This is a genomic window from Streptomyces sp. NBC_01012 (assembly GCF_045162755.1).
Classification (GTDB): domain Bacteria; phylum Actinomycetota; class Actinomycetes; order Streptomycetales; family Streptomycetaceae; genus Streptomyces.
This window is the reverse complement of sequence record NZ_CP108688.1, coordinates 5,557,081-5,581,238: the sequence shown is the minus strand read 5'-3', so window position 1 is coordinate 5,581,238 and position 24,158 is coordinate 5,557,081. Positions and strand designations below refer to the sequence as shown.

Annotated in this window: 22 protein-coding genes; 15 read left to right on the top strand and 7 right to left on the bottom strand. The window is 70.3% G+C overall.

Annotation, left to right across the window (positions count from 1 at the left end; all coding sequences use genetic code 11):
* Positions 1–17 precede the first annotated feature (17 nt).
* From OG623_RS24985 to fabF, 4 genes are all read left to right on the top strand, one after another.
* Positions 18–932 (top strand): ACP S-malonyltransferase, encoded by a 915-nt coding sequence (locus OG623_RS24985; RefSeq protein WP_406151991.1) that lies wholly within the window; start codon positions 18–20, stop codon positions 930–932.
* 13 nt (positions 933–945) lie between these two features.
* Positions 946–1,977 (top strand): ketoacyl-ACP synthase III, encoded by a 1,032-nt coding sequence (locus OG623_RS24980; protein WP_406149390.1) that lies wholly within the window; start codon positions 946–948, stop codon positions 1,975–1,977.
* A 63-nt stretch (positions 1,978–2,040) separates the two neighbouring features.
* A complete protein-coding gene (locus OG623_RS24975) occupies positions 2,041–2,289 on the top strand; it encodes an acyl carrier protein (protein WP_362887967.1) in 249 nt (82 codons plus the stop codon).
* A 79-nt stretch (positions 2,290–2,368) separates the two neighbouring features.
* Positions 2,369–3,631: a beta-ketoacyl-ACP synthase II gene (gene fabF / locus OG623_RS24970; RefSeq protein WP_406149388.1), complete on the top strand. Its 1,263-nt coding sequence runs from the start codon at positions 2,369–2,371 to the stop codon at positions 3,629–3,631.
* Positions 3,632–3,810: 179 nt separating this feature from the next.
* On the opposite strand, the gene OG623_RS24965 is transcribed toward fabF, so the two are convergent.
* A complete protein-coding gene (locus OG623_RS24965) occupies positions 3,811–4,305 on the bottom strand; it encodes a DUF3145 domain-containing protein (protein WP_362887963.1) in 495 nt (164 codons plus the stop codon).
* Between the two features lie 372 nt (positions 4,306–4,677).
* Between OG623_RS24965 and OG623_RS24960 the strand changes: the two genes are divergently transcribed.
* Together OG623_RS24960 and OG623_RS24955 are read left to right on the top strand one after the other, a co-directional pair.
* Positions 4,678–5,583 carry an SGNH/GDSL hydrolase family protein gene (locus OG623_RS24960; RefSeq protein ID WP_406149386.1) on the top strand — a complete coding sequence of 302 codons (906 nt, stop codon included), beginning with the start codon at positions 4,678–4,680 and terminating at the stop codon, positions 5,581–5,583.
* A 5-nt stretch (positions 5,584–5,588) separates the two neighbouring features.
* A complete protein-coding gene (locus OG623_RS24955; protein WP_406149384.1) occupies positions 5,589–6,587 on the top strand; it encodes an aldose epimerase family protein in 999 nt (332 codons plus the stop codon).
* A gap of 24 nt (positions 6,588–6,611) precedes the next feature.
* Here the strand turns inward: OG623_RS24955 and OG623_RS24950 are convergent, their stop codons facing one another.
* Positions 6,612–9,410: an FAD-binding and (Fe-S)-binding domain-containing protein gene (locus OG623_RS24950; RefSeq protein WP_406149382.1), complete on the bottom strand. Its 2,799-nt coding sequence runs from the start codon at positions 9,408–9,410 to the stop codon at positions 6,612–6,614.
* A 1-nt stretch (position 9,411) separates the two neighbouring features.
* Positions 9,412–10,209 (bottom strand): EI24 domain-containing protein, encoded by a 798-nt coding sequence (locus OG623_RS24945; protein ID WP_406149380.1) that lies wholly within the window; start codon positions 10,207–10,209, stop codon positions 9,412–9,414.
* 124 nt (positions 10,210–10,333) lie between these two features.
* On the opposite strand from OG623_RS24945, the gene OG623_RS24940 reads away from it, so the two are divergent.
* From OG623_RS24940 to mmsB, 6 genes are all read left to right on the top strand, one after another.
* The gene (locus OG623_RS24940; RefSeq protein WP_406149377.1) at positions 10,334–11,488 is read left to right on the top strand and encodes a mandelate racemase/muconate lactonizing enzyme family protein; all 1,155 of its coding nucleotides are present in this window, start codon (positions 10,334–10,336) and stop codon (positions 11,486–11,488) included.
* On the top strand, positions 11,485–12,504 hold the full coding sequence (locus tag OG623_RS24935; RefSeq protein WP_406149375.1) for a zinc-binding dehydrogenase: 1,020 nt from the start codon (positions 11,485–11,487) through the stop codon (positions 12,502–12,504). The genes OG623_RS24940 and OG623_RS24935 overlap by 4 nt, the downstream gene beginning before the upstream one ends.
* Positions 12,505–12,595: 91 nt before the next feature.
* Entirely contained in the window at positions 12,596–13,579 is a 984-nt protein-coding gene (locus OG623_RS24930; RefSeq protein WP_406149373.1) for a hypothetical protein, read from the top strand.
* A gap of 130 nt (positions 13,580–13,709) precedes the next feature.
* Complete coding sequence (chvE, locus tag OG623_RS24925) at positions 13,710–14,819, top strand: multiple monosaccharide ABC transporter substrate-binding protein (protein ID WP_406149371.1); 1,110 nt, start codon at positions 13,710–13,712, stop codon at positions 14,817–14,819.
* A gap of 31 nt (positions 14,820–14,850) precedes the next feature.
* Entirely contained in the window at positions 14,851–16,401 is a 1,551-nt protein-coding gene (gene mmsA, locus OG623_RS24920; RefSeq protein WP_406149369.1) for a multiple monosaccharide ABC transporter ATP-binding protein, read from the top strand.
* Positions 16,398–17,639, top strand: a complete 1,242-nt coding sequence (mmsB, locus tag OG623_RS24915; protein WP_406149367.1) for a multiple monosaccharide ABC transporter permease — start codon at positions 16,398–16,400, stop codon at positions 17,637–17,639. Before mmsA ends, mmsB begins: the two co-directional genes overlap by 4 nt.
* Positions 17,640–17,708: 69 nt before the next feature.
* On the opposite strand, the gene OG623_RS24910 is transcribed toward mmsB, so the two are convergent.
* The 3 genes from OG623_RS24910 to OG623_RS24900 form a co-directional block, all read right to left on the bottom strand.
* The gene (locus tag OG623_RS24910; RefSeq protein WP_406149365.1) at positions 17,709–19,226 is read right to left on the bottom strand and encodes an alpha-N-arabinofuranosidase; all 1,518 of its coding nucleotides are present in this window, start codon (positions 19,224–19,226) and stop codon (positions 17,709–17,711) included.
* Between the two features lie 221 nt (positions 19,227–19,447).
* Positions 19,448–19,876 carry an organic hydroperoxide resistance protein gene (locus OG623_RS24905; protein ID WP_406149363.1) on the bottom strand — a complete coding sequence of 143 codons (429 nt, stop codon included), beginning with the start codon at positions 19,874–19,876 and terminating at the stop codon, positions 19,448–19,450.
* Between the two features lie 81 nt (positions 19,877–19,957).
* Positions 19,958–20,977, bottom strand: coding sequence for an NADP-dependent oxidoreductase (locus OG623_RS24900; protein WP_406149361.1), 1,020 nt, complete (start codon positions 20,975–20,977; stop codon positions 19,958–19,960).
* Between the two features lie 143 nt (positions 20,978–21,120).
* Between OG623_RS24900 and OG623_RS24895 the strand changes: the two genes are divergently transcribed.
* Positions 21,121–21,564 carry a MarR family winged helix-turn-helix transcriptional regulator gene (locus OG623_RS24895; RefSeq protein WP_406149359.1) on the top strand — a complete coding sequence of 148 codons (444 nt, stop codon included), beginning with the start codon at positions 21,121–21,123 and terminating at the stop codon, positions 21,562–21,564.
* An 18-nt stretch (positions 21,565–21,582) separates the two neighbouring features.
* On the opposite strand, the gene OG623_RS24890 is transcribed toward OG623_RS24895, so the two are convergent.
* Positions 21,583–22,287 (bottom strand): hypothetical protein, encoded by a 705-nt coding sequence (locus OG623_RS24890; protein WP_406149357.1) that lies wholly within the window; start codon positions 22,285–22,287, stop codon positions 21,583–21,585.
* Between the two features lie 120 nt (positions 22,288–22,407).
* Here OG623_RS24890 and OG623_RS24885 point away from each other — a divergent pair, with 120 nt between their 5' ends.
* Positions 22,408–22,983 (top strand): hypothetical protein, encoded by a 576-nt coding sequence (locus tag OG623_RS24885; protein ID WP_406149355.1) that lies wholly within the window; start codon positions 22,408–22,410, stop codon positions 22,981–22,983.
* Positions 22,984–23,116: 133 nt separating this feature from the next.
* A complete protein-coding gene (locus OG623_RS24880; protein ID WP_406149353.1) occupies positions 23,117–24,157 on the top strand; it encodes a rod shape-determining protein in 1,041 nt (346 codons plus the stop codon).
* Position 24,158: the final 1 nt, after the last annotated feature.

The window sequence follows — 24,158 nt, the reverse complement described above, 5'->3', positions numbered from 1 at the left end:
CAAGAGAGAGTGTGAGTGTGCTCGTACTCGTCGCTCCCGGCCAAGGCGCTCAGACGCCCGGCTTCCTGACTCCCTGGCTCGAACTCCCCGGTGCCGCCGACCGCATCGCGGGATGGTCCGAGGCCATCGGGCTCGACCTCGCCCACTACGGCACGAAGGCCGACGCGGACGAGATCCGCGACACGGCGGTGGCGCAGCCGCTGCTCGTGGCCTCGGGTCTCCTCTCCGCCGCCGCGCTGGACGCCTCGCCCGGTGTCGTCGCGGGACACAGCGTCGGTGAGATCACCGCCGCCGCGCTCGCCGGCGTCATCGACGACGAGGCGGCACTCCGTCTCGTACGCACCCGTGGGCTCGGCATGGCCGAGGCCGCCGCGGCCACCGAGACCGGCATGGCCGCGCTCCTCGGCGGTGACCCGGAGGTCACGGTCCCGCACCTGGAGAAGCTGGGGCTCACCCCGGCCAACGTCAACGGCGGCGGGCAGATCGTCGCCGCCGGCACCGCGGAGCAGATCGCCGCGCTGGAGGCGGACAAGCCCGAAGGCGTACGCCGTGTCGTCGCGCTGAAGGTCGCCGGCGCCTTCCACACGCACCACATGGCCCCGGCCCTGGAGAAGCTGCGTGCCGCCGCCGGCTCCCTGACGGTCTCCGACCCGAAGGTGACGTACGTGTCCAACGCCGACGGGAAGACGGTCGCCACCGGCGACGAGGTCGTCTCGCGGCTCGTCGGTCAGGTCGCCAACCCGGTCCGCTGGGACCTGTGCATGGAGACCTTCGCCGCGCTCGGTGTCACCGCGCTCATCGAGGCCGCGCCGGGCGGGACCCTGGTCGGGCTCGCCAAGCGCGCGCTGCCCGGTGTGAAGACCCTCGCGCTCAAGACCCCCGACGACCTCGAAGCTGCCCGCGCGCTCATCTCCGAGCACGCGGGCGCCTAAGGAGCCCGAGAGCATGTCGAAGATCAAGCCCAGCAAGGGCGCCCCGTACGCACGGATCATGGGTGTCGGCGGCTACCGCCCGACCCGTGTCGTGCCCAACGAGGTGATCCTCGAGACGATCGACTCGTCCGACGAGTGGATCCGCTCCCGCTCCGGTATCGCCACCCGTCACTGGGCCTCCGACGAGGAGACCGTGTCGATGATGTCCGTGGAGGCCGCGGGCAAGGCCATCGCGGACGCCGGGATCGCTCCCGAGCAGGTCGGCGGAGTGATCGTCTCCACCGTCTCGCACTTCAAGCAGACCCCCGCCGTCGCGACCGACATCGCGTACCGCGTCGGCGCGGGCAAGCCCGCCGCCTTCGACATCTCCGCCGGCTGCGCGGGCTTCGGCTACGGCCTCACGCTCGCCAAGGGCATGATCGTCGAGGGCTCGGCAGAGTATGTACTTGTCATCGGCGTGGAGCGGCTGAGCGACCTCACCGACCTGGAGGACCGTGCGACGGCCTTCCTGTTCGGCGACGGTGCCGGCGCGGTCGTCGTCGGACCCTCCCAGGAGCCGGCCATCGGCCCCACGGTGTGGGGTTCCGAGGGTGACAAGTCCGACACGATCAAGCAGACCGTGTCGTGGAACGACCTCCACATCGGCGATGTCTCGAACCTTCCGCTCAACGAGCGGGGCGAGGTCAAGTTCCCCGCCATCACGCAGGAGGGCCAGGCGGTCTTCCGCTGGGCCGTCTTCGAGATGGCGAAGGTCGCCCAGCAGGCGCTGGAAGCGGCCGGGATCTCCCCGGAGGACCTGGATGTCTTCATTCCGCACCAGGCGAACATGCGGATCATCGACTCGATGGTGAAGACGCTCAAACTGCCGGAGAACGTCACGGTCGCCCGTGACGTGGAAACCACCGGCAACACGTCGGCCGCCTCGATTCCGCTCGCAATGGAGCGGCTCCTGGCGACCGGTCAGGCCAAGAGCGGCGACACGGCGCTCATCATCGGCTTCGGGGCGGGTCTCGTCTACGCCGCGACGGTCGTTACCCTCCCCTAGGCAACCGGACCTTTCCGGTCCGCACGCCCGAACCCTGCAGAAACACATCGAAGGAGCGCCAACATGGCCGCCACTCAGGAAGAGATCGTCACCGGTCTCGCCGAGATCGTCAACGAGATCGCCGGTATCCCGACCGAGGACGTCCAGCTGGACAAGTCCTTCACCGACGACCTGGACGTCGACTCGCTGTCCATGGTCGAGGTCGTCGTCGCCGCCGAAGAGCGCTTCGACGTCAAGATCCCCGACGAGGACGTCAAGAACCTCAAGACGGTGGGCGACGCCGCCGAGTACATCCTGAAGCACCAGGGCTGATCCCAGCCCGTCCTGTGTGTCGCCACCCGGCGGTGGCGCCGCTGATTCACGACCCTCTACACGTGGAGAAGATTTTCCAGTGAGCCCGACCAATCGCACCGTGGTCGTCACCGGTATCGGCGCAACCACTCCGCTGGGTGGCGACTCCGCATCGACCTGGGAAGGTCTGATGGCCGGCCGGTCCGGCGTCAAGCCTCTCGAGGGCGAACGTTTCGCCGAACTGCCCGTCCGGATCGCCGCCCTCGCGGCCGTCGATCCCGGCGAGGTCCTGCCCCGGCCGCTCGCCCGCAAGCTGGACCGCTCGGCGCAGTTCGCGCTGATCGCCGCGCGCGAGGCGTGGGCGGACGCCGGCTTCACCGGCAAGGCCGGTGAGGACGAGAAGATCCAGCCCGAGCGTCTGGGCTCGGTCATCGCCTCCGGTATCGGCGGCGTGATCACCCTGCTCGACCAGTACGACGTGCTGAAGGAGAAGGGCGTACGCCGCGTCTCCCCGCACACCGTCCCCATGCTCATGCCCAACGGCCCGGCGGCCAACGTCGGTCTCGAGGTCAATGCCCAGGCCGGTGTCCACACCCCGGTCTCGGCCTGCGCCTCGGGCGCGGAGGCCATCGGGTACGCCGTCGAGATGATCCGCACCGGCCGTGCCGATGTGGTCGTCGCCGGTGGCACCGAGGCGGCCATCCACCCGCTGCCGATCGCGGCGTTCGCCAACATGATGGCGATGTCCAAGAGCAACGACGAGCCCGAGAAGGCCTCGCGTCCCTACGACACGGGCCGTGACGGCTTCGTCCTCGGTGAGGGCGCGGGCGTCGTGATCCTGGAGTCCGCGCAGCATGCCGCCGCGCGGGGCGCCAAGGTCTACTGCGAGGTGCTGGGCCAGGGCCTGTCCGCGGACGCCCACCACATCGCGCAGCCCGAGCCCACCGGGCGCGGCATCGCCGCCGCGATGCGGAATCTGCTGGACACGACGGACCTGAAGCCGTCCGAGGTCGTTCACCTGAACGCGCACGCCACGTCCACGCCGCAGGGTGACATCGCGGAGATCAAGGCGCTGCGCGCGGTGCTGGGCGACGACCTGGACCATGTCGCGATCTCCGCCACGAAGTCGATGACGGGTCACCTGCTGGGTGGCGCGGGCGGCATCGAGACCGTGGCGACGGTGCTGGCGCTGCACCACCGGAAGGCTCCGCCGACCATCAACGTCGATCAGCTCGACGAGGCGGTCGACGCGGATGTCGTGCAGGGTGAGCCGCGGGCGCTGCCCGAGGGGTCGGTCGCCGCGATCAACAACTCGTTCGGCTTCGGTGGCCACAACGTGGTGCTGGCGTTCCGCTCGGTCTGACCCGCCTGCCTGCTGTGAGGCCCGCTTCCCCCGGGGGGAGGCGGGTCTTTCGCATGCCGCGGGCCGTTCCCGGGGGGCTCCGTCCCCGGACCCCCGCGCCTCAAACGCCGGCGGGGCTGATTTTGTCCCACTGCCGCAAAAACGTTTCGGCACGGCGGGGGCGCGGGGGTGAGGGGGCCTCAGACCACCTGGTGGAGCCAGCGGACCGGGGCGCCCTCGCCTGCGTGGCGGAAGGACTCCAGCTCGTCGTCCCAGGGCTTGCCCAGGAGCTTGGCGACCTCGGCCTCCAGGTCCGACTCGCCGTGCAGGGACCTGGCCAGCGCGGCCCGCAGCCGGTCCTCGGGGACCAGGATGTCGCCGTGCATGCCGGTGACCGCGTGGAAGATGCCGAGGCCGGGTGTGGAGCTGTAGCGCTCGCCCTCCGCCGTCGGGCAGGGCTCCGCCGTCACCTCGAAGCGCAACAGGTCCCAGCCGCGGAGGGCGGAGGCCAGCTCCGACGCCGTCCCGGCGCGGCCCTTCCAGGAGAATTCGGACCGCCAGGTGCCAGGGGCGGCCGGCTGTCTGATCCAGTCCAGCTGGACTCTCACACCGAGTACACCCGCTACCGCCCATTCGACGTGCGGGCACAGCGCGCGCGGTGCGGAGTGAACGTAAAGAACTCCACGTGTCGTCACCGGGACCTCCAGTGTGGGACGAGGTTCGCCTTCCCCAGCGGCCTCGCGCCCGTACCGTCTCTTCCCGGCCGGTTCCCGAGGTTGTCTTCAGTAAACAGCATCGGGAGTGAATCTCCTGAAAAGGGACAGTATGTGACGTGAGATAACTTACCCGACCCACTGATACCCGCCGATTCGTCCGCGGGCCGGTCGGGCGCCACTGGTTCGACGGGAAAAAGCTACCGTGCGCCGGGGCCGGGTGTGTGACGTACGGTCGGTCCCGGGCCCATGATTCGCTCAGCATTCACCCGCGAGAGCGCGCGGGCCCGCCACCTGGGGCTGTCCAGGTGTGCCAGGGGCACAGTCACCCGTGCGACCGGAGGGGAAGCAGCGATGCCTGAGCGTTCGACACGCCTCCGTGTCCGGGCTGCGGCCACCGCGGCGGCCGTCGCGCTGGCCGGTTCCGCCACGCTCACGGGGTGCTCGTGGGGCGGGGACACGGAGCCGCGCGGCACCGCGGGCGCCCCGAGCCCCTCGCCGACGTCGGTGTGGAACGCGAGCCCCGCCTCCGTCGCGGCCGTCGGGGACTCCATCACCCGGGGCTTCGACGCCTGCTCGGTGCTGACCGACTGCCCCGAGGTGTCCTGGGCCACCGGGACCGACGACGGGGTGCGCAGTCTCGCCGTACGTCTTCTGGGGGCGTCGAAGGCGGCCTCGCACAGCTGGAACCACGCCGTGTCGGGCGCCAGGATCGCGCAGCTCCCCGAGCAGATGGCGCAGGCGGCGAAGGACGGGCCCGAGCTGGTCACGGTGATGATCGGCGCGAACGACGCCTGCCGGGACTCGGTGCGGCTGATGACTCCGGTGGCCGATTTCCGCTCCTCCTTCGAGGCGTCGCTGCGGCAGCTGCGGGCCGCGGCGCCCGAGGCGGGCGTCTATGTGTCGAGCGTGCCGGATCTCAAGCGGCTCTGGTCGACCGGGCGGGAGAGCCCGCTGGGCAAGCAGATCTGGAAGCTGGGGATCTGCCGGTCGATGCTGGGCGACGCCGACGACATGGGCCCCGAGGCGGTCGCGCGGCGCGACGCGGTGCGGGAGCGGGTCGTCGCGTACAACGACGTGCTGCGGGAGGTCTGTGCCACGGACGAGCGCTGCCGCTACGACGGCGGGGCGGTCTTCGACTACCGCTTCACCGGGGCGCAGCTGAGCAGGTGGGACTGGTTCCACCCGGGCCGCGACGGCCAGGCCAGGCTGGCGGAGATCGCTTACCGCGAGGTCACCGCTGCGGGGCCCGCCGCGTAAACTTCATGATCGTGAAGACGGGTACAGCGGTGCACAGCGAAGACTTCTCCACGCTCGACGACCGCACGCCGGTCCGGCGCTGGACGCTGGAACGCGGCCTGACCCGGGTGCGGGTGCTGACGTACGGCGCCGTGGTGCAGTCCGTCGTGGTGCCAGGCCGGGACGGCGGCCGGGCCGATGTGGCCCTGGGGCTGCCCGACCTCAAGGGGTACGAGACGTACGCGGGCCCCTATTTCGGCGCCGTCGTCGGCCGGTACGCGAACCGGATCGCGGGCGGGAGCTTCGTCATCGACGGGCGGACGCACCGGGTGACACGCAACGAGGGCCGTAACACCCTGCACGGCGGTGGGCGTGGCTTCGACAAGCGGGTGTGGGACGCCGAGGAGGTGCCGGACGGTGTGCGGCTCTCGCTGGTCGCCGAGGACGGCGAGGAGGGCTTCCCCGGGCGGCTCGCGGTGTCGGTGACGTACACCCTGGACGAGGACGGCGCGCTGCGGATCGCCTACCGGGCGACGACGGACGCGCCGACCGTGGTGAACCTGACGAACCACACGTACTGGAATCTGGCCGGGGCGGACAGCGGGAGCGCGCTCGGGCACGAACTGCGGCTCGCGGCCGGGCGGATCACCCCGGGTGACGAGGAGTCGATCCCCACGGGCGAGCTCCTGCCGGTGGAGGGGACCAGGTTCGACTTCCGGGAGCCGAAGCCGGTGGGCCCGGGCTACGACGTCAACTACGCGCTGGACCCGGCCGGTGCCGGGCCGGTCGCCGAGCTGTACGACCCGGGGTCGGGGCGCGTGCTGACGGTCCGTACGACGGAGCCGGGGGTGCAGCTCTACACCGCCGACCATCTCGGCGCGGGCCCGTTCGAGCCGTGCTCCGGCATCGCGCTGGAGACGCAGCACTTCCCCGACTCGCCGAACCGCCCGGAGTTCCCGGGCACGGTGCTGCGGCCGGGCGAGGAGTTCACCTCGGAGACGGTGTACGGCTTCTCGGTGCGCTGAGCCCGCCGTACACCGCGAGTCCCCTCAGCGTGTCTCGCGCCTGAGGGCCTCGGCGATGATCTGTACGAGGTGGCGGCTGTCGAGTCCGGCCAGGTCGCGTACCTGGGTGCGGCAGGAGTACCCGTCGGCGAGGATCCGCCGGTCGGGGCCGGCGGACGCCTTGGCGAGGATGCCGTCCTGCGCGATCTTCGCGGAGATCTCGTAGTGGCCCTTCTCCATGCCGAAGTTGCCTGCGAGCCCGCAGCAGCCCGCGGAGATCTCCACCTCGCAGCCCATCGCCTCCAGGAGCGCCTGGTCGGGGCCGTATCCCATGACGGAGTAGTGGTGGCAGTGCGGCTGGACGAGCAGCTTCTCCGCGGCACGCGGCGGGGTCCAGCCGATGGAGGTGAGGAACTCGGCGACGGTCCTGACCGAGCGGGACAGCTCGGTCGCGCGGGTGTCGTCGGGGAGGAGCTCGACGAGGTCCGAGCGGAGCGTGGCGGTGCAGCTGGGTTCGAGGCCGACGACGGTCCTCCCGTCCCTGACATGGGGGTGGAGGAGGTCGAGTGTGGTGCGGAGCCGGGCCTTCGCGGCGGTGAGCTGGCCGGTGGAGACGAGGGTCAGTCCGCAGCAGGCCCCGGGGCCCGCGATCTCGATGTCGCACCCGGCGGCGGTGAGGACCTCGACGGCGTCCCCGGGGATGTCCGGGGCCAGGGCGTCGGAGAAGGTGTCCACCCACAGCAGCACCCGGTGCCCGTCCGGCCTCCTCCTGACGCGTTCGCCCGTGCCGCTCCGGCGGAACGGCGCCCGGGGCAGCGGCGGCAGCGACCTGCGGGGGTCGGCGCCCATCATGCGCATCATCGCCTTGCGGAGCGGGGGGACCCGGCCGGTGAGATTGACGAGCGGGGCCAGCGGCGCGGCGAGCCTCAGCCACTGCGGGAGCCGGCCGAGCGTGTAGTGGCTGATGGGGCGCAGGCGTCCCTTGTAGGTCTGGTGGAGCGCCTCGGCCTTGTACGTCGCCATGTCGATGCCCGTGGGGCAGTCGTTCGCGCAGGCCTTGCAGCTCAGGCAGAGATCGAGGGCCTCGTGGACCTCCGGGGAGCTCCAGCCGCGGGTGAGGACACCGCCGTTGAGCATCTCCTGGAGGGCGCGCGCCCGCCCTCGGGTGGAGTCCTTCTCCTCCCGTGTAGCGAGGTAGGAAGGGCACATGAATCCGCCCTGCCCTCCCAGGTCGGCTCGGCACTTGCCCACGCCGACGCACCGGTGGACCGTCCCGGTGATGTTTCCCGCGTCGTGCGGGAAGGCGAAGCCGTCGGTGGCGAGGAGCTCGACGGCCTGCGGGCGTCGCAGGTCGGCGTCGAGCGGTGCGGGGCGGACGACGACGCCCGGGTTCATGAGGTCGCCGGGGTCCAGGAGCGCCTTGAAGGCCTCCATCGCGCGCAGGGCCCCCGGGCTGTACATGGTGGGCAGCAGCTCGGAGCGGGCACGCCCGTCCCCGTGTTCGCCCGAGAGGGAGCCGCCGTGCTCGGCGGCCAGGGCCGCGGCACGTTCGAGGAATCTGCGCATGAGTCCGCCGCCGGTCTCCAGCGGGAAGTCGATGCGCAGATGGACGCACCCGTCGCCGAAGTGGCCGTAGGCCAGCCCTGAGACGCCCTCGTCGGCCATGAGGGCCTCGATTCCGCGCAGATAGTCCCCGAGCCGCTCCGGGGGCACGGCGGAGTCCTCCCAGCCCGGCCAGGCCTGCTCGCCTTGGGCGGTGCGTCCCGCGAGGCCTGCGCCGTCGGCGCGGATCTGCCAGAGCCTGGTCGCCTCGGGACCCGTGGGCAGGACGACGGCGTCGGAGGATCCCGATGCGGCGACGAGCCGGTGTCCCGCGTCGACGGCCTCCCGCGCGGTGGCGCCGCCGATCTCCGCCATGATCCATCCACCGCCTGCGGGCAGGGCGGGGACCGAGGCGCCGCCGTGCGCCCGGCGCACGACATCGACGAGCTGTGCGTCCAGGCCCTCCAGGGCGAGCGGACGGAAGGGGAGCAGCCTCGGGACATCGTCCGCGGCGGCGGCCATGTCCCGGTAGCCGAGGACGGCCAGAGCCGCGGCCGCTGCCCGGGGGACGAGCCTGACCGTGGCTTCGAGGAGGATCCCGCAGCTGCCCTCGGTGCCCGTGAGGGCGGCGGCGAGGTGGTGGCCGTTCTCGGGCAGCAGATGTTCGAGGGAGTAGCCGGAGATCTGGCGTCCGAAGCGCCCGAACTCGGTGCGCAGCACGGCGAGGTTCTCCCGTACGAAGGCGTCGAGACCGGGCACCGCGTCGAGCGCGCCGGTCCCCGAGCCGGCCGTGATGATCTCGCCGTGCCCGGTCAGCCAGGTCAGCGACACGACGTTGTCGGCGGTGCGCCCGTAGGAAAGGCCGTGCGGACCGCAGGCGTTGTTGCCGATCATGCCCCCGATCGTGCAGCGGTCGCCGGAGGAGGGGTCGGGGCCGAACCGCAGCCCGGCGGGCAGCGCCGCGCTCTGCAGGGTGCTGAGGACGGTTCCCGGTTCGACGACGGCCGTCGAGGTTTCCGGGTCGATCGACAGGACCCGGTTCATGGAGCGGGAGAAGTCGATCACGAGCCCGGGGCCCACGGCGTTGCCCGCGCAGGAGGTGCCTCCTCCTCTGACGGTGACGGGGACCCCGTGGGTGCGGGCGACGCCGACAGCCGCGACCACGTCGTCCTTCGACCCGGGCATGACGACGGCCTGTGGGACGACGCGGTAGTTCGAGGCGTCGGTCGAGTAGAGCGCCCTGGTCAGTGACGAGGCGTCGACGAGATCGCCGAGGCGGGCACGGAGGTCGTCGAGGAACACCTCAGTCCTTACGCAGGGTGTACGGCGACGAGGGGGCCGGCTCAGGATCCGCGGGAGGCGCGGGCGGGGGCGCGAGCTCGCGGGCCAGCAGCGTGGCCCCGGCGACGGCGCCCGGCATCAGGAACACGGCGACGAAGGGGACGACGAAGGCGAGCGCGAGCGGGACGCCGAAGCCCAGGACCATCATGCGGCGGCGGCGCAGCAGGGCGAGCCGGTCCTTCAGGACCATGCCGCGGCGCTGGAGGGCGACGCCGGTGAGCTCCTCGGACAGGAAGTAGCCGGAGACGCAGAAGCCGAGGGCGGGGATCACGGTCTGCCCGACGGCGGGGACGAAGCCGAGGGCGAAGAGCAGCACCCCGTAGACCGCGACGCGCAGCAGGATACGGACGGAGTCGCGGGCGGAGATCCACAGCTCGCGCCAGAGCGGCAGGTCCGACTCGGGCACCTCACCGCCCTCGCCGCGCTCGACCTCCTCGGAGAGCGCGTCGTAGAACGGCTGGCCCACCAGCAGGGTCACCGCGGTGAAGGTGACGACCGCGAGGAACATCCCGAGGAGGAAGACCAGGACGACCAGGGTGCCGCGCAGGAGACCCGGCCAGGGTGATGACCAGTCGTCGGCGAAGGGCGTGGCCCATGCGACCAAGTCGTCGGCGCCGTAGGCCAGTCCGACCAGCGCGCCCGCGTAGACGACCAGGGTGACCAGCGCGGGCAGCAGACCGAAGCCGAACCACCGGCCGTGGCCGAACACCCAGCGCTGGCCTTTCATCAGGTACCCGAAACCCGCGCCGAGATCATTCATGGCGACAGGGTACGTGCGAGAACCATTGACACGCCCTCCGGCTCGTCCTACCGTCACGCCAGCATTTCGAACGACCGACGAAATATCGAACACGCAATACTGAACACGTGGAGAGGCAACACTCGTGCGCATCACCGGAATCAGCACGCATGTCGTCGGCACGCCATGGCGCAACCTCACCTACGTCCAGGTGCACACCGACGAGGGCCTGACCGGGGTCGGCGAGACCCGGATGCTGGGCCGCACGGACGCGCTGCTCGGCTATCTGCACGAGGCGTCGGTCAACCACATCACCGGCTCGGACCCGTTCGCGGTCGAGGACCTCGTCAAGCGGATGAAGTACGGCGACTACGGGCGCGCCGGCGAGATCGTGATGTCCGGCATCGCGGTCATCGAGATGGCCTGCTGGGACATCAAGGGCAAGGCGCTCGGGGTCCCCGTCTGGCAGCTGCTCGGCGGGAAGGTCACCGACCGGGTGAAGGCGTACGCCAACGGCTGGTACACCACCGAGCGCACCCCTGAGGCGTACCACAAGGCCGCTCAGGGTGTCGTGGCGCGCGGTTACCGGGCGCTGAAGATCGACCCCTTCGGCACGGGGCACTTCGAGCTCGGCCACGAGGAGACACGTTACGCCGTCTCCCTCATCGAGGCCGTACGCGATGCCATCGGCCCCGACACCGAGCTGATGCTGGAGATGCACGGGCGGTTCAGCCCGTCGACGGCGGTGCGGATCGCCCGCGAGATGGCGCCGTTCGCGCCGGCCTGGCTGGAGGAGCCGGTGCCGCCGGAGAACCTCAAGGCGCTGTCCAAGGTCGCGGAGAAGGTCGATGTGCCGATCGCGACCGGTGAACGCATCCATGACCGGATCGAGTTCAGGGAGCTCTTCGAGTCCCAGGCCGTCGACATCATCCAGCCGGACGTCGGCCACATCGGCGGCATCCTGGAGACCCGCAAGCTGGCGGCGACCGCGGAGACCCACTACACGCTGATCGCCCCGCACAACGTGGGCGGCTCGGTGCTGACCGCCGCCAGCCTCCAGGTCGCGGGCTGCACCCCCAACTTCAAGATCCTTGAGCACTTCAACGACTTCGCGGACGCGGACATCAAGAAGGTCGTCAAGGGCGCCCCGACGGTCGACCCCGACACCGGCTGCTTCGAGCTCTCCGAAGCCCCCGGGCTCGGTGTGGAGCTGGACGTGGACGCGGCGGCTGAATTCCCGCAGCAGCAGGCGCGGTTCGACCTGTGGGCGGACGGCTGGGAGAAGAGGCAGCCCAAGTGAGCGCCCTCTCGCGTGCGTTGACGATCGACGAGCCGGGCAGCCACCGGCTGGCCGAGGGGCCGCTCCCTGAGCCGGGCCCGGGCGAGGTCCGGGTGCGGGTCGCCGCGGCCGGGATCTGCATGAGCGACCGCGAGGTGTTCGACGGCCACCGCGACTCCGCCTATGTGCGCTATCCCGTGGTGCCGGGGCACGAGTGGTCGGGGACCGTCGACGCGGTGGGTGAGGGTGTCGACCCCGCGCTGACCGGGCGGCGTACGGTCGCCGAGGGCTTCCGGGCGTGCGGGCGCTGCGAGCGGTGCCGGTACGGGGAGACGTCGCTGTGCACGGCGGGGTACGACGAGACGGGGTTCACCCGGCCCGGCGCGTTCGCCGACCATGTGGTGGTCCCCGCAAGGCTGTTGCACCCGCTGGCCGACGACGCGGATCTGCGCGCGGCGGCCCTGCTGGAGCCCGCCGCGGTGATCGCGGCGGCGGTGCGGGCCGGGGCGCCCGAACCGGGTGAACGGATCGCCGTCCTGGGTGCGGGGACACTCGGGCTGCTCGCGGTGCAGCTGCTGGCCGCGGTGTCGCCCACGGAGCTCACCGTGATCGACCCGAGGGAGCAACGGGCCGCCCAGGCCCTGGACTTCGGGGCGAGCGAGGCCCTGACACCCAAGGAGTCCGAGGAGGTGCGGGGCCGCTACGACCTGGTCGTCGAGACGGCCGGGGCGCCGTCCACCGCCGCCGACGCGTGCCTGCTGGCGCGGCGCGGCGGGCGGGTGGTGCTGACCGGGATGTTCACCCCGGGCGCCATGGGCATCGACCCGGTGCATCTGTCGCTGAGCCAGCTCACCGTGCGCAGCGTCTTCGGCGCGCCGTCGGCGGCCTGGTCCTACGCGGTGCGGGCGTTCACGGCCGGGCTGCTCGATCCGGCGCCGCTGATCACCCATGAGTTCCCGCTGGAGCGGTTCGCCGAAGCGGTGGCGCTGGTGGGATCAGGGGACCCGGGGACCGGGAAGGTGCTGCTGCGGCCCTGACCCCGCGCCGCATCGGCTGCACGCCGCTGCCCGAGATCGCGTTCACAGAGATCCGAACTTCGTCCGAAATACCGAACATGAAGGACCAGTCGTGACCGACGCCCCTGTCTCCTCCCCCGGTACAGCCGGCCCCCGCCGCCCCGGCGACGACGCGCTCACCGCCCTCGGCCTCGGCCCGGCACTCCTGTCCCCGGCCGACGCCTCCCCGCACTCCTTCCCCGACGGCGGGAGCTGGCGCACCGAGGTGCCGTCCGTGGAGGGTCCCGAGGCCCTCGGTGTCGTACTGGACGAGTCCGCGAGGCTCGACGTCCCGGTCCACCGCATCAGCCAGGGCAGCGGCATCTGGATGCTGACCGACGCGGAGATCACCGAGATGGTGGACGGCTGCGCCGAACGGGGCATCGAGCTCTGCCTGTTCACCGGCCCGCGCGGCACCTGGGACACCGGCGCCTCCGTGCGTACGGACTCCGGAGGCGCCGGCCTGCGCGCCCGGGGCCATGACGCCCTGGCCGGCTGCGTGGAGGACGCCCTGCGCGCGTCCGCGCTGGGCGTGAAGTGCCTGCTCGTGGCCGACGAGGGGGTGCTGTGGACCCTGCACAGGCTGCGTGCGCAGGGTGTGCTGCCCGAGGACACCACCTTCAAGGTGTCGGCGCTCATCGGGCCGGTGAACCCGGCCTCGTACGCCGTGTTCGAGCAGCTCGGCGCCGACTCGGTCAACATCCCCTCCGACCTGACGCTCGCTCAGTTCACCGAGATCCGCCGGGCCTCACGGGCTCCGATGGACCTCTACATCGAGGCACCTGACGACCTCGGCGGCTATGTGCGGATGTACGAGGCGGCGGAGCTGATCCGGCGCGGCGCCCCGATCTACCTCAAGTTCGGCCTCTCCAAGGCCCCCGGCATCTACCCCTACGGCCACCATCTGCGCGACCTCGCGCTGAACTCGGCACGCGAGCGCGTCCGGCGCGGACGCCTCGCCCTCGATCTGCTGGCCCGGCACGGAGCGGACGGAGGAATGTCTCCTCTCGGCTCCCGACTCCCGGGCCCGCTCAACCGGTTCGCCCTCTCGTCATAACGTTCCGGAAACTCTTCGCTCAAAAGAAGACACAGTCGCGCACAATCCCACACAACTGTTCTCGGTCGATCCGCCCCGGGTGTTCCGGCGCCAACGGACCGGGCCCTGACCCACATCAAGGATGATGACTATGCGCAACCGCAGAGCCGCACTTGCCGCCATAGCCTCCACCGCCTCCCTCGCCCTCGCTCTGACCGCCTGCGGCCAGAACAGTGAAGGCGGCGGCGAGGAGAAGAAGGGTGGCTCCGAAGGCGCCACCGTCGGCGTCGCCATGCCGACCAAGTCCTCCGAGCGCTGGATCGCCGACGGCGCCAACGTCGTGAAGGAGCTGAAGGCCAAGGGCTACAAGCCCAAGCTGGTCTACGGCGAGGACGACCCGGACCAGCAGGTCTCGCAGATCGAGAACATGATCACGCAGGGTGTGGACGCCCTGATCATCGCGGCGATCGACAACAAGTCGCTCAACAACGTGATGCAGCAGGCGAAGGAAGCCGACATCCCGGTGATCTCCTACGACCGGCTGATCCTCGGCACGGAGAACGTCGACTACTACGCCTCGTTCGACAACGAGAAGGTCGGCGAGCTCCAGGGCTCGTACATCGTCGACAAGCTCGGCCTGAAGGACGGCAAGAAGGGCCCCTTCAACATCGAGCTGTTCGGCGGCTCCAACGACGACAACAACACCCGGTACTTCTTCCAGGGCGCGATGAACGTCCTGAAGCCGTACGTGGACAAGGGCGAGCTGGTCGTCAAGTCCAAGCAGACCAAGCTCACCCAGATCACCACCCTGCGCTGGGACGGCGGCGCCGCGCAGCGCCGCATGGACGACCTGCTGACGTCCACCTACCGCAGCGCCAAGGTGGACGCGGTGCTCTCGCCGTACGACGGCATCTCCATCGGCATCCTCTCCGCCCTGAAGTCGGACGGCTACGGCTCCAAGTCCAAGCCCATGCCGGTGGTCACGGGCCAGGACGCGGAGCTCGCCTCCGTGAAGTCGATCATCGCCGGTGAGCAGACGCAGACCGTCTACAAGGACCTGCGCAAGCTCGCCAAGGTCGCGTCGAACATGGTCGAGGCCTCCCTGAACGACAAGAAGCCCGAGGTGAACGACACCAAGTCCTACGACAACGGTGTCAAGGTCGTCCCCGCCTATCTGCTCCAGCCGGTCAGCGTCGACAAGTCCAACTACAAGGAGGCGCTGATCGACGACGGCTACTACACCGAGAACGACCTCAAGTAACCGGGCCCCTCAAGGATTGGAAGGCAAGACCATGGCGGGACCCGTCCTGGAAATGCGCTCGATCGTCAAGACCTTCCCCGGTGTGAAGGCGCTTTCGGACGTCACATTGACTGTCCGTCAGGGCGAGGTCCACGCCATCTGCGGGGAGAACGGCGCCGGCAAGTCGACCCTGATGAAGGTGCTCTCCGGCGTCCATCCGCACGGCAGCTACGAAGGGGACATCCTCTTCGAGAGCGAGACCTGCCGGTTCAAGGACATCAGGGCGAGCGAGCAGCACGGCATCGTGATCATCCATCAGGAACTGGCGCTGGTGCCGTACCTGTCGATCGCGGAGAACATCTTCCTCGGCAACGAGCACGCCAAGCGCGGGCTGATCAACTGGAACGACACCCTGCGGCACGCGAGCGAACTGCTGCGCAGGGTCGGCCTCGACGAGCACCCGGAGACCCGGGTCGCCGACATCGGCGTCGGCAAGCAGCAGCTGGTGGAGATCGCCAAGGCGCTGTCGAAGAAGGTGAAGCTGCTCATCCTCGACGAGCCGACGGCGGCGCTCAACGACGAGGACAGCGGCAAACTCCTGGACCTGATCCTTTCGTTGAAGGAACAGGGCATGACCTCGATCATCATCTCGCACAAGCTGAACGAGATCCGCCGGGTCGCCGACTCGGTCACGATCCTCCGCGACGGGCGCTCGGTCGAGACGCTCGATGTGAAGGCCGCGGAGACGACCGAGGACCGGATCATCAGCGGGATGGTCGGCCGCGACCTGGAGAACCGCTTCCCCGACCGGACCCCGCACCACCCGGAGGAGGGGACGGCGCCCGCTCTGGAGATCCGCAACTGGACCGTGCACCACCCTGTCGACCAGCAGCGCAAGGTCGTCGACGATGTCTCGATCGAGGTGCGGCGCGGCGAGATCGTCGGGATCGCCGGTCTGATGGGCGCGGGCCGCACCGAGCTGGCGATGAGCGTGTTCGGGCGCTCCTACGGCCGGTACGCGGGCGGCACCGTCCTCAGGGACGGCAAGGAGATCCGTACGAAGACCGTCCCCGAGGCGGTCGGGCACGGCATCGCCTACGCCACCGAGGACCGTAAGCACTACGGCCTCAACCTCATCGACACCATCAACCGGAACATCTCGCTGACTGCTCTCGGCAAGGTCGCCAAGCGGGGTGTGGTCGACGAACACGGTGAACAGCAGGTCGCCGAGGACTTCCGCAGGTCCATGAACATCAAGGCTCCGACGGTCTTCGAGCCGGTGGGCAAGCTGTCCGGCGGCAACCAGCAGAAGGTCGTCCTCAGCAAGTGGATCTTCGCGGGTCCCGAGGTGCTGATCCTGGACGAGCCCACGCGCGGCATCGACGTGGGCGCCAAGTACGAGATCTACACGGTCATCGACCGGCTGGCGGCCGACGGCAAGGCGGTCGTCTTCATTTCCTCCGAACTGCCGGAGCTGCTCGGCATGTGCGACCGCATCTACACGATGGCCGCGGGACGGCTGACGGGTGAGTTCTCGCGGGCCGAGGCCTCGCAGGAAGCGCTGATGCGTCAGATGACGAAGGACAAAGAGGTAACCCGATGAGCACCGATGTGACCGCCAAGACCCCGCCGTCGCCGCCGGGCAAGGACGAATCGGCGTCCGGCGACGGCCTGTTGCAGCTGATGATCGGCGGCATGCGCCGCAACATGCGTCAGTACGGCATGCTGATGGCCCTCGGTCTGATCGTGGTGCTGTTCGCGGTGTGGTCGGGCGGCGACCTGCTGCTGCCGCGCAACGTCTCCAACCTGGTACTGCAGAACAGCTACATCCTGATCCTCGCGATCGGCATGATGCTCGTCATCATCGCGGGCCACATCGACCTCTCGGTCGGTTCACTGACCGCGTTCATCGGCGCGATGTCCGCCGTGCTGATGGTCGAACACGATCTCTCCTGGCCGCTCGCCGTGGTGCTCTGCCTGGCCATCGGCGCCGTCGCGGGCTCGGTGCAGGGCTTCTTCATCGCCTATCTCGGCATACCCTCCTTCATCGTGACCCTCGCGGGCATGCTGCTCTTCCGCGGTCTGACGGAGATCGTCCTGCAGGGCCAGACCCTCGGCCCCTTCCCGAAGGGCCTCCAGAAGGTCGCCAACGGCTTCCTGCCCGAGGTCGGGCCGAACACCAACTACCACAACCTCACCCTGCTGCTCGGTCTCGTCCTGATCGCCTTCGTGGTGCTCCAGGAGGTCCGCGACCGTAAGCGGCAGCAGGAGTTCGCCCTCGAAGTGCCGCCGGTCAAGCTGTTCCTGCTGAAGCTGGTCGCCCTCGTCGCCGCCGTCCTCGTCGTCACGCTGCTGCTGGCCAGCTACAAGGGCGCCCCGGTCGTGCTGCTCATCCTGGGTGTGCTGGTCGTCGGGTTCGGCTATGTGATGCGCAACGCGATCATCGGCCGCCACATCTACGCGATCGGCGGCAACCTGCCCGCGGCCAAGCTGTCGGGTGTGCGGGACAAGAAGGTCACCTTCCTGGTCTTCCTGAACATGGGCATGCTCGCGGCACTGGCGGGACTCGTCTTCGCCGCCCGCTTCAACGCGGCCTCGCCCAAGGCCGGTCTCAACTTCGAACTGGAGGCCATCGCCGCCTCGTTCATCGGCGGCGCGTCGATGAGCGGTGGTGTCGGCACGGTCCTCGGTGCGATCATCGGTGGTCTGGTCCTGGGTGTGCTGAACAACGGCATGAACCTCGTCGGGATCGGCACCGACTGGCAGCAGGTCATCAAGGGCGCGGTGCTGCTTGCAGCGGTCGGCTTCGACGTCTGGAACAAGCGCAAGGGCAGCTCGTAACACCGCCTGCCCCGCGCGACGGCGCCCTTTCCCCGCGGGGGGAGGGCGCCGTCGGCTTGCCGGTGTGCGTCAGGCCAGCCTGATCATGTTCCAGGACAGTGGTTCGAGGACGGCACTCAGTGTGCCGCCGGTCAGCTCCGTGCCCTTCGCGGCATGCGGGACGACCCGCTCCGGCTCGGCCAGGGTGTTGGTGGCCTCCGGGTCGGCGTCGGCGACGACCAGGTGCTCGACGACCCGGTCCAGGTCCAGTCCCGCCAGGGCGACTTCGAGCGGCAGTGCGGTGTCCTGACCGCGGTTGACGGCGAAGACGGTGACGGCGCCCGTCTCCGGGTCGCGTACGGCGGTGGCGTGCAGCAGGTCCGTCTCGCCGTACTTCGCCGTCCCGTACGTGGGCGAGTCCACCCGTACGTCCAGGACCTGGCCCTGGCCGTACCGCGCGGCCTGGGCGAAGGGGAAGAAGGTCGTCTGGCGCCAGGCAGGGCCACCGGGCTCGGTCATGATCGGCGCGATGACGTTGACCAGTTGCGCGAGACAGGCCACGGTCACCCGGTCCGCGTGGCGCAGCAGCGCGATGAGCAGCGAGCCGAAGACGACGGCGTCGGTGACGCTGTAGTTGTCCTCGAGGAGTCGGGGCGCCTCGGGCCAGTCGAGGGGGTTCTCCTGTGTCTCCTGCTGGAAGCGCCGCTGGTACCAGACGTTCCACTCGTCGAAGGAGAGGTTGATCCTCCTGGTGGACTTCAGGCGCGCGCCGATGTGGTCGCAGGTGGCGACGACGCTCTCGATGAAGGACTCCATGTCCACGGCGGAGGCCAGGAAGGAGTCACGGTCACCGTCGGTCTCCTCGTAGTAGGCGTGCAGCGAGATGTAGTCGACCAGGTCGTAGGTCTCGGCGAGTACCGTCGCCTCCCACGCCGCGAAGGTCGGCATCGCGCGGCTGGACGACCCGCAGGCGACGAGTTGGACTCCCGGGTCGATCTGGCGCATCGCGCGAGCGGTCTCGGCCGCGAGCCGTCCGTACTCCTCGGCGGTCTTGTGTCCCGTCTGCCAGGGGCCGTCCATCTCGTTGCCCAGGCACCACAGCCTGATCCCGAAGGGGTCCCGGTCGCCGTGGGCGGCGCGGCGGTCGGAGAGCTCGGTGCCGGACGGGTGGTTGGCGTACTCCTGGAGCTGGATGGCCTCCTGGACGCCGCGGGTGCCGAGGTTGACCGCGAGCATGGGTTCGGCCCCCGGGCCTATCTTCCTGAGGAAGCCGATGTACTCGGAGAGACCGAAACGGTTCGTCTCGGTGGAGCGCCAGGCGAGGTCGAGCCGACGGGGCCGTTCGGCTGCGGGTCCGACGCTGTCCTCCCAGCGGTAGCCGGAGACGAAGTTGCCCCCGGGGTAGCGGACGGCGGTGACACCGAGTTCACGGATCAGCTCCAGGACGTCGGTGCGCAGTCCGGCCTCGTCCGCCGATGGATGGCCCGGCTCGAAGATGCCGTCGTACACACAGCGGCCGAGGTGCTCGACGAAGGAGCCGTAGAGCCGGGGATCGACGGCGCCGACGGTGAAGGCAGGGTCGAGGGTGAAGCGCGCGATGCGGGTCATGGCTTCCTTACTCGTTCGACTCGTTCGACATTTCGAATGCTGCTCGGAACCTCGAACGGGACCGTAGAGTTCAACCTCCTCGGCCGTCAATGCCTCTGCGCGCTTTCCCGGATACGGACACGCCCCCGACCGCACACGGCCACCCACGGCCGCCCACGGCAAAGGGCCGCACCCCCGCGGAAGGAATGCGGCCCTCGTGGCCTACGCGATCAGGGCCGGCCTCAGCCGGCGGAGAGCTCCACCTTGATGTTGCCCCGGGTGGCGTTCGAGTAGGGGCACACCTGGTGCGCCTTCTCGACGAGCGCCTGGGCGGTGGCCGTGTCGACGTTCGGGATGGAGGCGCTGATCGCCACCTCCAGGCCGAAGCCGCCCGCCTCGGTCTTGCCGATGGAGACCGAAGCGGTCACCGTCGAGCCGGAGATGTCGGCCTTCTCCTGGCGGGCGACCACGCCGAGCGCGCTCTGGAAGCAGGCGCTGTAGCCGGCCGCGAAAAGCTGCTCGGGGTTGGTCCCCGCGCCGCTCCCGCCCATCTCCTTCGGCGGGTTGACGACGACGTCGAGCCTGCCGTCGTCGGTGGAGACACGGCCGTCACGGCCGTTCGAAGCGGTGGCGACGGCGGTGTAGGCCACGTCGATGCGCTGGATGGTCATGCGGATACTCCTCCTGCTGTGCGCCGCGACTCGCGCCCACGATCGCGACGGCCTGCACGGAGCATAGGCCTTCCGTCCGAATCAGGCGTCCAGCGAAACGATCATCTTGCCGGTGTTCTCGCCGCGCAGCAGGCCGACGAAGGCGTCGTAGCCGTGCTCGATGCCCTCGACCTTCGTCTCGCGGTACTTGAGCTCACCCGAGGCCAGCCAGCCGGCCACGTCCTGGACGAACTGCGGCTGGAGCGCCGAGTGGTCGCCGACGAGCATGCCCTGGAGGCGCAGCCGCTTGCCGATGACGAGCGCCATGTTGCGCGGGGCCGGGGTGGGCTCCGTCGCGTTGTACTGGGCGATCATCCCGCAGATGGTGGCGCGGCCGTGGACGTTGAACGAGGAGATCGCCGCCTCCAGGTGCTCGCCGCCGACATTGTCGAAGTAGACGTCGATGCCGTCGGGGGCTGCCTCGGCGAGCTGCTCCTTCACGGGGCCGTTCTTGTAGTTGAAGGCCGCGTCGAAGCCGTACTCCTCGACGAGGAGCTTGACCTTCTCGTCGGAGCCGGCCGAGCCGATGACACGGGAGGCGCCCTTGATCTTCGCCAGCTGGCCGACCTGGCTGCCGACGGCACCGGCCGCGCCGGAGACGAAGACGGCGTCGCCCTCCTTGAAGGAGGCCACGTCGAACAGCCCGGCGTAGGCGGTGAGGCCGGTCATGCCGAGCACGCCGAGGTAGGCGGAGAGCGGGGCGAGCGAGGCGTCGACCTTCACCGCGTACCTGGCGGGCACCTGGGCGTACTCGCGCCAGCCGAGGCCGTGCAGGACGTGGTCGCCGACGGCGAAGCCCTCGGCGTTCGACGCGATGACCTCGCCGACCGCGCCGCCGTCCATGGGGTGGTCGAGCTTGAAGGGCGGGGTGTACGACTTCACGTCGTTCATCCGGCCGCGCATGTAGGGGTCGACCGAGAAGTGGAGGTTGCGCACGAGGACGCGGCCCTCACCGGGGGCGGTCACCGGCGCCTCGCGCAGCGCGAAATCCGAGGCCTCGGGCCAGCCGTGCGGCCGGGCGACGAGGTGCCATTCGCGGCTGGACGTGGGAAGTGCAGACATGGGCTCGGGTTCTCCTCGATGACGTACGGACTCGATGGCGTACGGGGTGGTCTCGCACGGGCGGGAAGCGAAAGCTTCAGGACATGAAACAACCATGCGTCCAGATATTTCACCTTGTCAAGTAATTCGGTACGCTGGACGCCATGGCCACCCACTCGCGCACGGATCCGCTCACGCTGGACGTCATCCAGCTCATCGGCGGCGTCGTGGCGCGCTACCACGAGGAGTACGACCGGGCCGCGGCCACCCACGCGCTGACCGGCGCACAGGCGCGGGTGCTCGGGCTGCTCTCCCTGGAACCGATGCCCATGCGCAAGGTTGCCAGGAAACTGAAGTGCGAACCGTCCAACATCACGGGCATAGTCGACCGTCTTGAGCTCCGTGGCCTGGTGGAACGCCGCCCCGACCCGGCCGACCGGCGGGTGAAGCTCGCCGCCCCGACCGATGAGGGCATCCGGATGGCGGGGCAGCTGCGGGACGCGCTGGACTTCGCCCGGGAGCCGCTCGCCGAGCTCTCGGACGCGGAGCGCACGGTGCTGCGCGACCTGCTGCGGCGCATGCTGGGCGACGACGCCGACGGCATCTGAACCTGGGCTTCCCCAGAATCAGATGCAGAAGAACCACCAGCAGCCGTCGTCGGAGGGCGAAGGCGTGGGCTCCGGGTCGTCCGACGGCTCGGGCGACGTGGGGTCCGCCGTCGGCTTCCCCGGGTCGGACGGCTCGGCCGGCGGGTCGGTGTCCCCGGGGTCCGTGGGCGCCGTCCCGGACGCCGAGGCGGACGGCGAGGCGCCGGCGGGCGCGGACGACGACGGGGGCCCGGCCGGTGCGGACGACGACGCGGGCGCGTCCGCGCCCGCGGTGGCGGAGCGGGACTCGGTGACCGGCACGGCGCTGGGCTCGTCCACAGGACCTGCCCCGTCGGGCTCCGTGCGGGACGAGGCGGACGGAGCGGGCTCCGTCGGGGCGGACGTGGCCTCGCGTACGTACTCCGACGCGCCGTCGTCTCCCCCGGGCTCCATGGCCAGCTCGGCCAGGCTCAGCGCGCCCAGCGCCAGCACCACTCCCGCCGCCGTCAGCAGCAGCGTGCGGCCACGCCGACGGTGCCCCCCGCGGCGGCGTCCCGTGTCGTTCCTGGCACGGCGGCGGTGACCGGCGGGTCCCGAGGACTCCAGGGTCTCGGTGGCGGGTTCCTCCGTACCGCCGGAGGGGGCAGCGGAGGCATAGGGGTCCAGCGCGTCGGCGGGGGTCCCGCAACCGGCGCACGCCAGCGCCCCGTTGAGGTGCCGTTGGCACGGGTGGCAGTAATCCATTGCGCCCGCAGACTAGACGTGCACGGAACAACACAGGAAGCCCCGCAGGTGAGGATCCTGTGTGGAATCGAGAACTCCGGTGCGCGACGCCTCCGTCCGTGCACGCGGCAGGATGGATCCATGACCGCTTCCGCCCCGTTCGGGCCGCTTCAGTTCCAACTCGTCCTGCTGCGCCGGATGGCCGACCATCAGCCGGATCTCGTCGAGGAAGCCCGCCATGAACTGAGCGCCTCACTCGCCGACATGCGCGAGGCGAACCGCCGCTGGCAGGCGATGCTGCGCGCCCCGCGCGGCCGGGGCGCGCTGCGCCGCTACCGCTCGGTGCTGGGCGAGCCCGAGACGTCCGTACGCCGCAAGGTCGGCGACCTGGAGTGCGACGCGCTGCTGTGGCCGCTGCCGCTCTGGCCGGATCTGCGGTTCGAGGTGATGGCGGGCCCCGGCGGGGCCGTGTGGAACGAGTGGCTGGTCCGCGCCCCCGGCGCCCCGGGCCCCGAGCTGCGCACGGCCGCCGATCTGCGCCCCTGGTCCTGCACCGTGGACGAGGTGGCCAGGGCCTTCGCCCCGGCGCGCCCCATGGAGGGCAGCGCGCCGACCCGCTGGGCGCTGGCCTTCACCGACCCGGCCGACGGCAGGAACCGCGTCGCCGAGTTCACCTGGGGTCTGTTCCAGCGGATGCCGGACGACGACGCCCGCTGACGACCTGGCGCGCCGTCAGCCCGGGTCCCTCCTACGGCTCACCCAGCGCGCGCCGCCCCCGCCGTGGCGCGACGATGCCAGGACAGCCGGCTACCGCCGGTGCCCCCCGTCAGCGCTCTCGGGAGAACCTGCCGTGTCCGTCAGTCTCGAACAGCTGCGCCGTTGCCATGTCGCCGTCGATCTCGGGGCCGCGAGGACCCGTGTGTACGTCAAGGGGGCGGGGCTCGTCGTCGACGAGCCCAGTGTCGCCGCCGTGAACACCCGCACCGGCTCGCTCATCGCCGTCGGCGCGCTTGCCGAACAGATGACCGGCCGTACGCCCGCGTACATCCGGGTGGCCCGCCCGGTCTCCGGCGGAACCGTCGTCGACATCGACATGGCGCAGCGCATGCTGCGCCATCTGCTCGGTGAGAAGCTCCGCCGCCAGTTGCGCCGCAAGCCCCGGCTGCGGGCCGCCGCCTGTGTCCCGCACGACGCCGATCCGCTGGCCCAGCGCGCGGCCGTCGAGACCCTCGTGGGGCTCGGCGCGCGTCGGGTGGAGCTGGTCGACACCCTGATCGCCGCGGCCATCGGCTGCGGCCTTCCGGTCGAGCAGCCGACCGCCACCATGATCATGGTCTGCGGGGCCGCCACCACCCAGATCGCCGTGCTCTCGCTCGGCTCGATCGTGCGGGCCGTACGCATCCCGATCGGCGGCGAGGCCATCGACCACGCGGTCATCCAGCATCTGCGCCAGCACCATGAGCTGATGCTGCCCAGCCAGTCCGTGCGCCCGCTGCAACTGGCGCTCCGGGGCAACGGCCTCACCCTCAACGGCCCGGCGATGACGGAGATCCACGGCCGTGACGTGGCGACGGGACTGGCCCGTTCGGTGCAGGTCGACACCGCCGCCGTACGCCAGGCGATCCACACCCCGCTCACCGCGGTTCTCGACGGTCTGGGCAAGGTGCTGCGCGACTGCCCGCCCGACCTGGTGGCCGACATCGCCGAGTCCGGGATCATGATGGTCGGCGGCAGCGCCCTGCTGCCGGGGCTCGACCAGATGCTGCGCGACGCGACGGGTGTTCCGGTGCGCATCGCCGAGCGGCCCGACGTGTGCTCCGTGCTGGGGCTCGGCGCGATGCTGGACGGCACGGTCCAGCCGCTGGACCTCGCCCCGCTCGTCAGCCGATAGC

Bases quoted from the DNA above. Each gene is read 5' to 3' on its own strand.
- OG623_RS24980 (WP_406149390.1), top strand. From the start codon at position 946: ATGTCGAAGATCAAGCCCAGCAAGGGCGCCCCGTACGCACGGATCATG.
- OG623_RS24975 (WP_362887967.1), top strand. From the start codon at position 2,041: ATGGCCGCCACTCAGGAAGAGATCGTCACCGGTCTCGCCGAGATCGTC.
- OG623_RS24960 (WP_406149386.1), top strand. From the start codon at position 4,678: ATGCCTGAGCGTTCGACACGCCTCCGTGTCCGGGCTGCGGCCACCGCG.
- OG623_RS24955 (WP_406149384.1), top strand. From the start codon at position 5,589: ATGATCGTGAAGACGGGTACAGCGGTGCACAGCGAAGACTTCTCCACG.
- OG623_RS24945 (WP_406149380.1), bottom strand. From the start codon at position 10,209: ATGAATGATCTCGGCGCGGGTTTCGGGTACCTGATGAAAGGCCAGCGC.
- chvE (WP_406149371.1), top strand. From the start codon at position 13,710: ATGCGCAACCGCAGAGCCGCACTTGCCGCCATAGCCTCCACCGCCTCC.
- mmsA (WP_406149369.1), top strand. From the start codon at position 14,851: ATGGCGGGACCCGTCCTGGAAATGCGCTCGATCGTCAAGACCTTCCCC.
- mmsB (WP_406149367.1), top strand. From the start codon at position 16,398: ATGAGCACCGATGTGACCGCCAAGACCCCGCCGTCGCCGCCGGGCAAG.
- OG623_RS24910 (WP_406149365.1), bottom strand. From the start codon at position 19,226: ATGACCCGCATCGCGCGCTTCACCCTCGACCCTGCCTTCACCGTCGGC.
- OG623_RS24905 (WP_406149363.1), bottom strand. From the start codon at position 19,876: ATGACCATCCAGCGCATCGACGTGGCCTACACCGCCGTCGCCACCGCT.
- OG623_RS24900 (WP_406149361.1), bottom strand. From the start codon at position 20,977: ATGTCTGCACTTCCCACGTCCAGCCGCGAATGGCACCTCGTCGCCCGG.
- OG623_RS24895 (WP_406149359.1), top strand. From the start codon at position 21,121: ATGGCCACCCACTCGCGCACGGATCCGCTCACGCTGGACGTCATCCAG.
- OG623_RS24890 (WP_406149357.1), bottom strand. From the start codon at position 22,287: ATGGATTACTGCCACCCGTGCCAACGGCACCTCAACGGGGCGCTGGCG.
- OG623_RS24885 (WP_406149355.1), top strand. From the start codon at position 22,408: ATGACCGCTTCCGCCCCGTTCGGGCCGCTTCAGTTCCAACTCGTCCTG.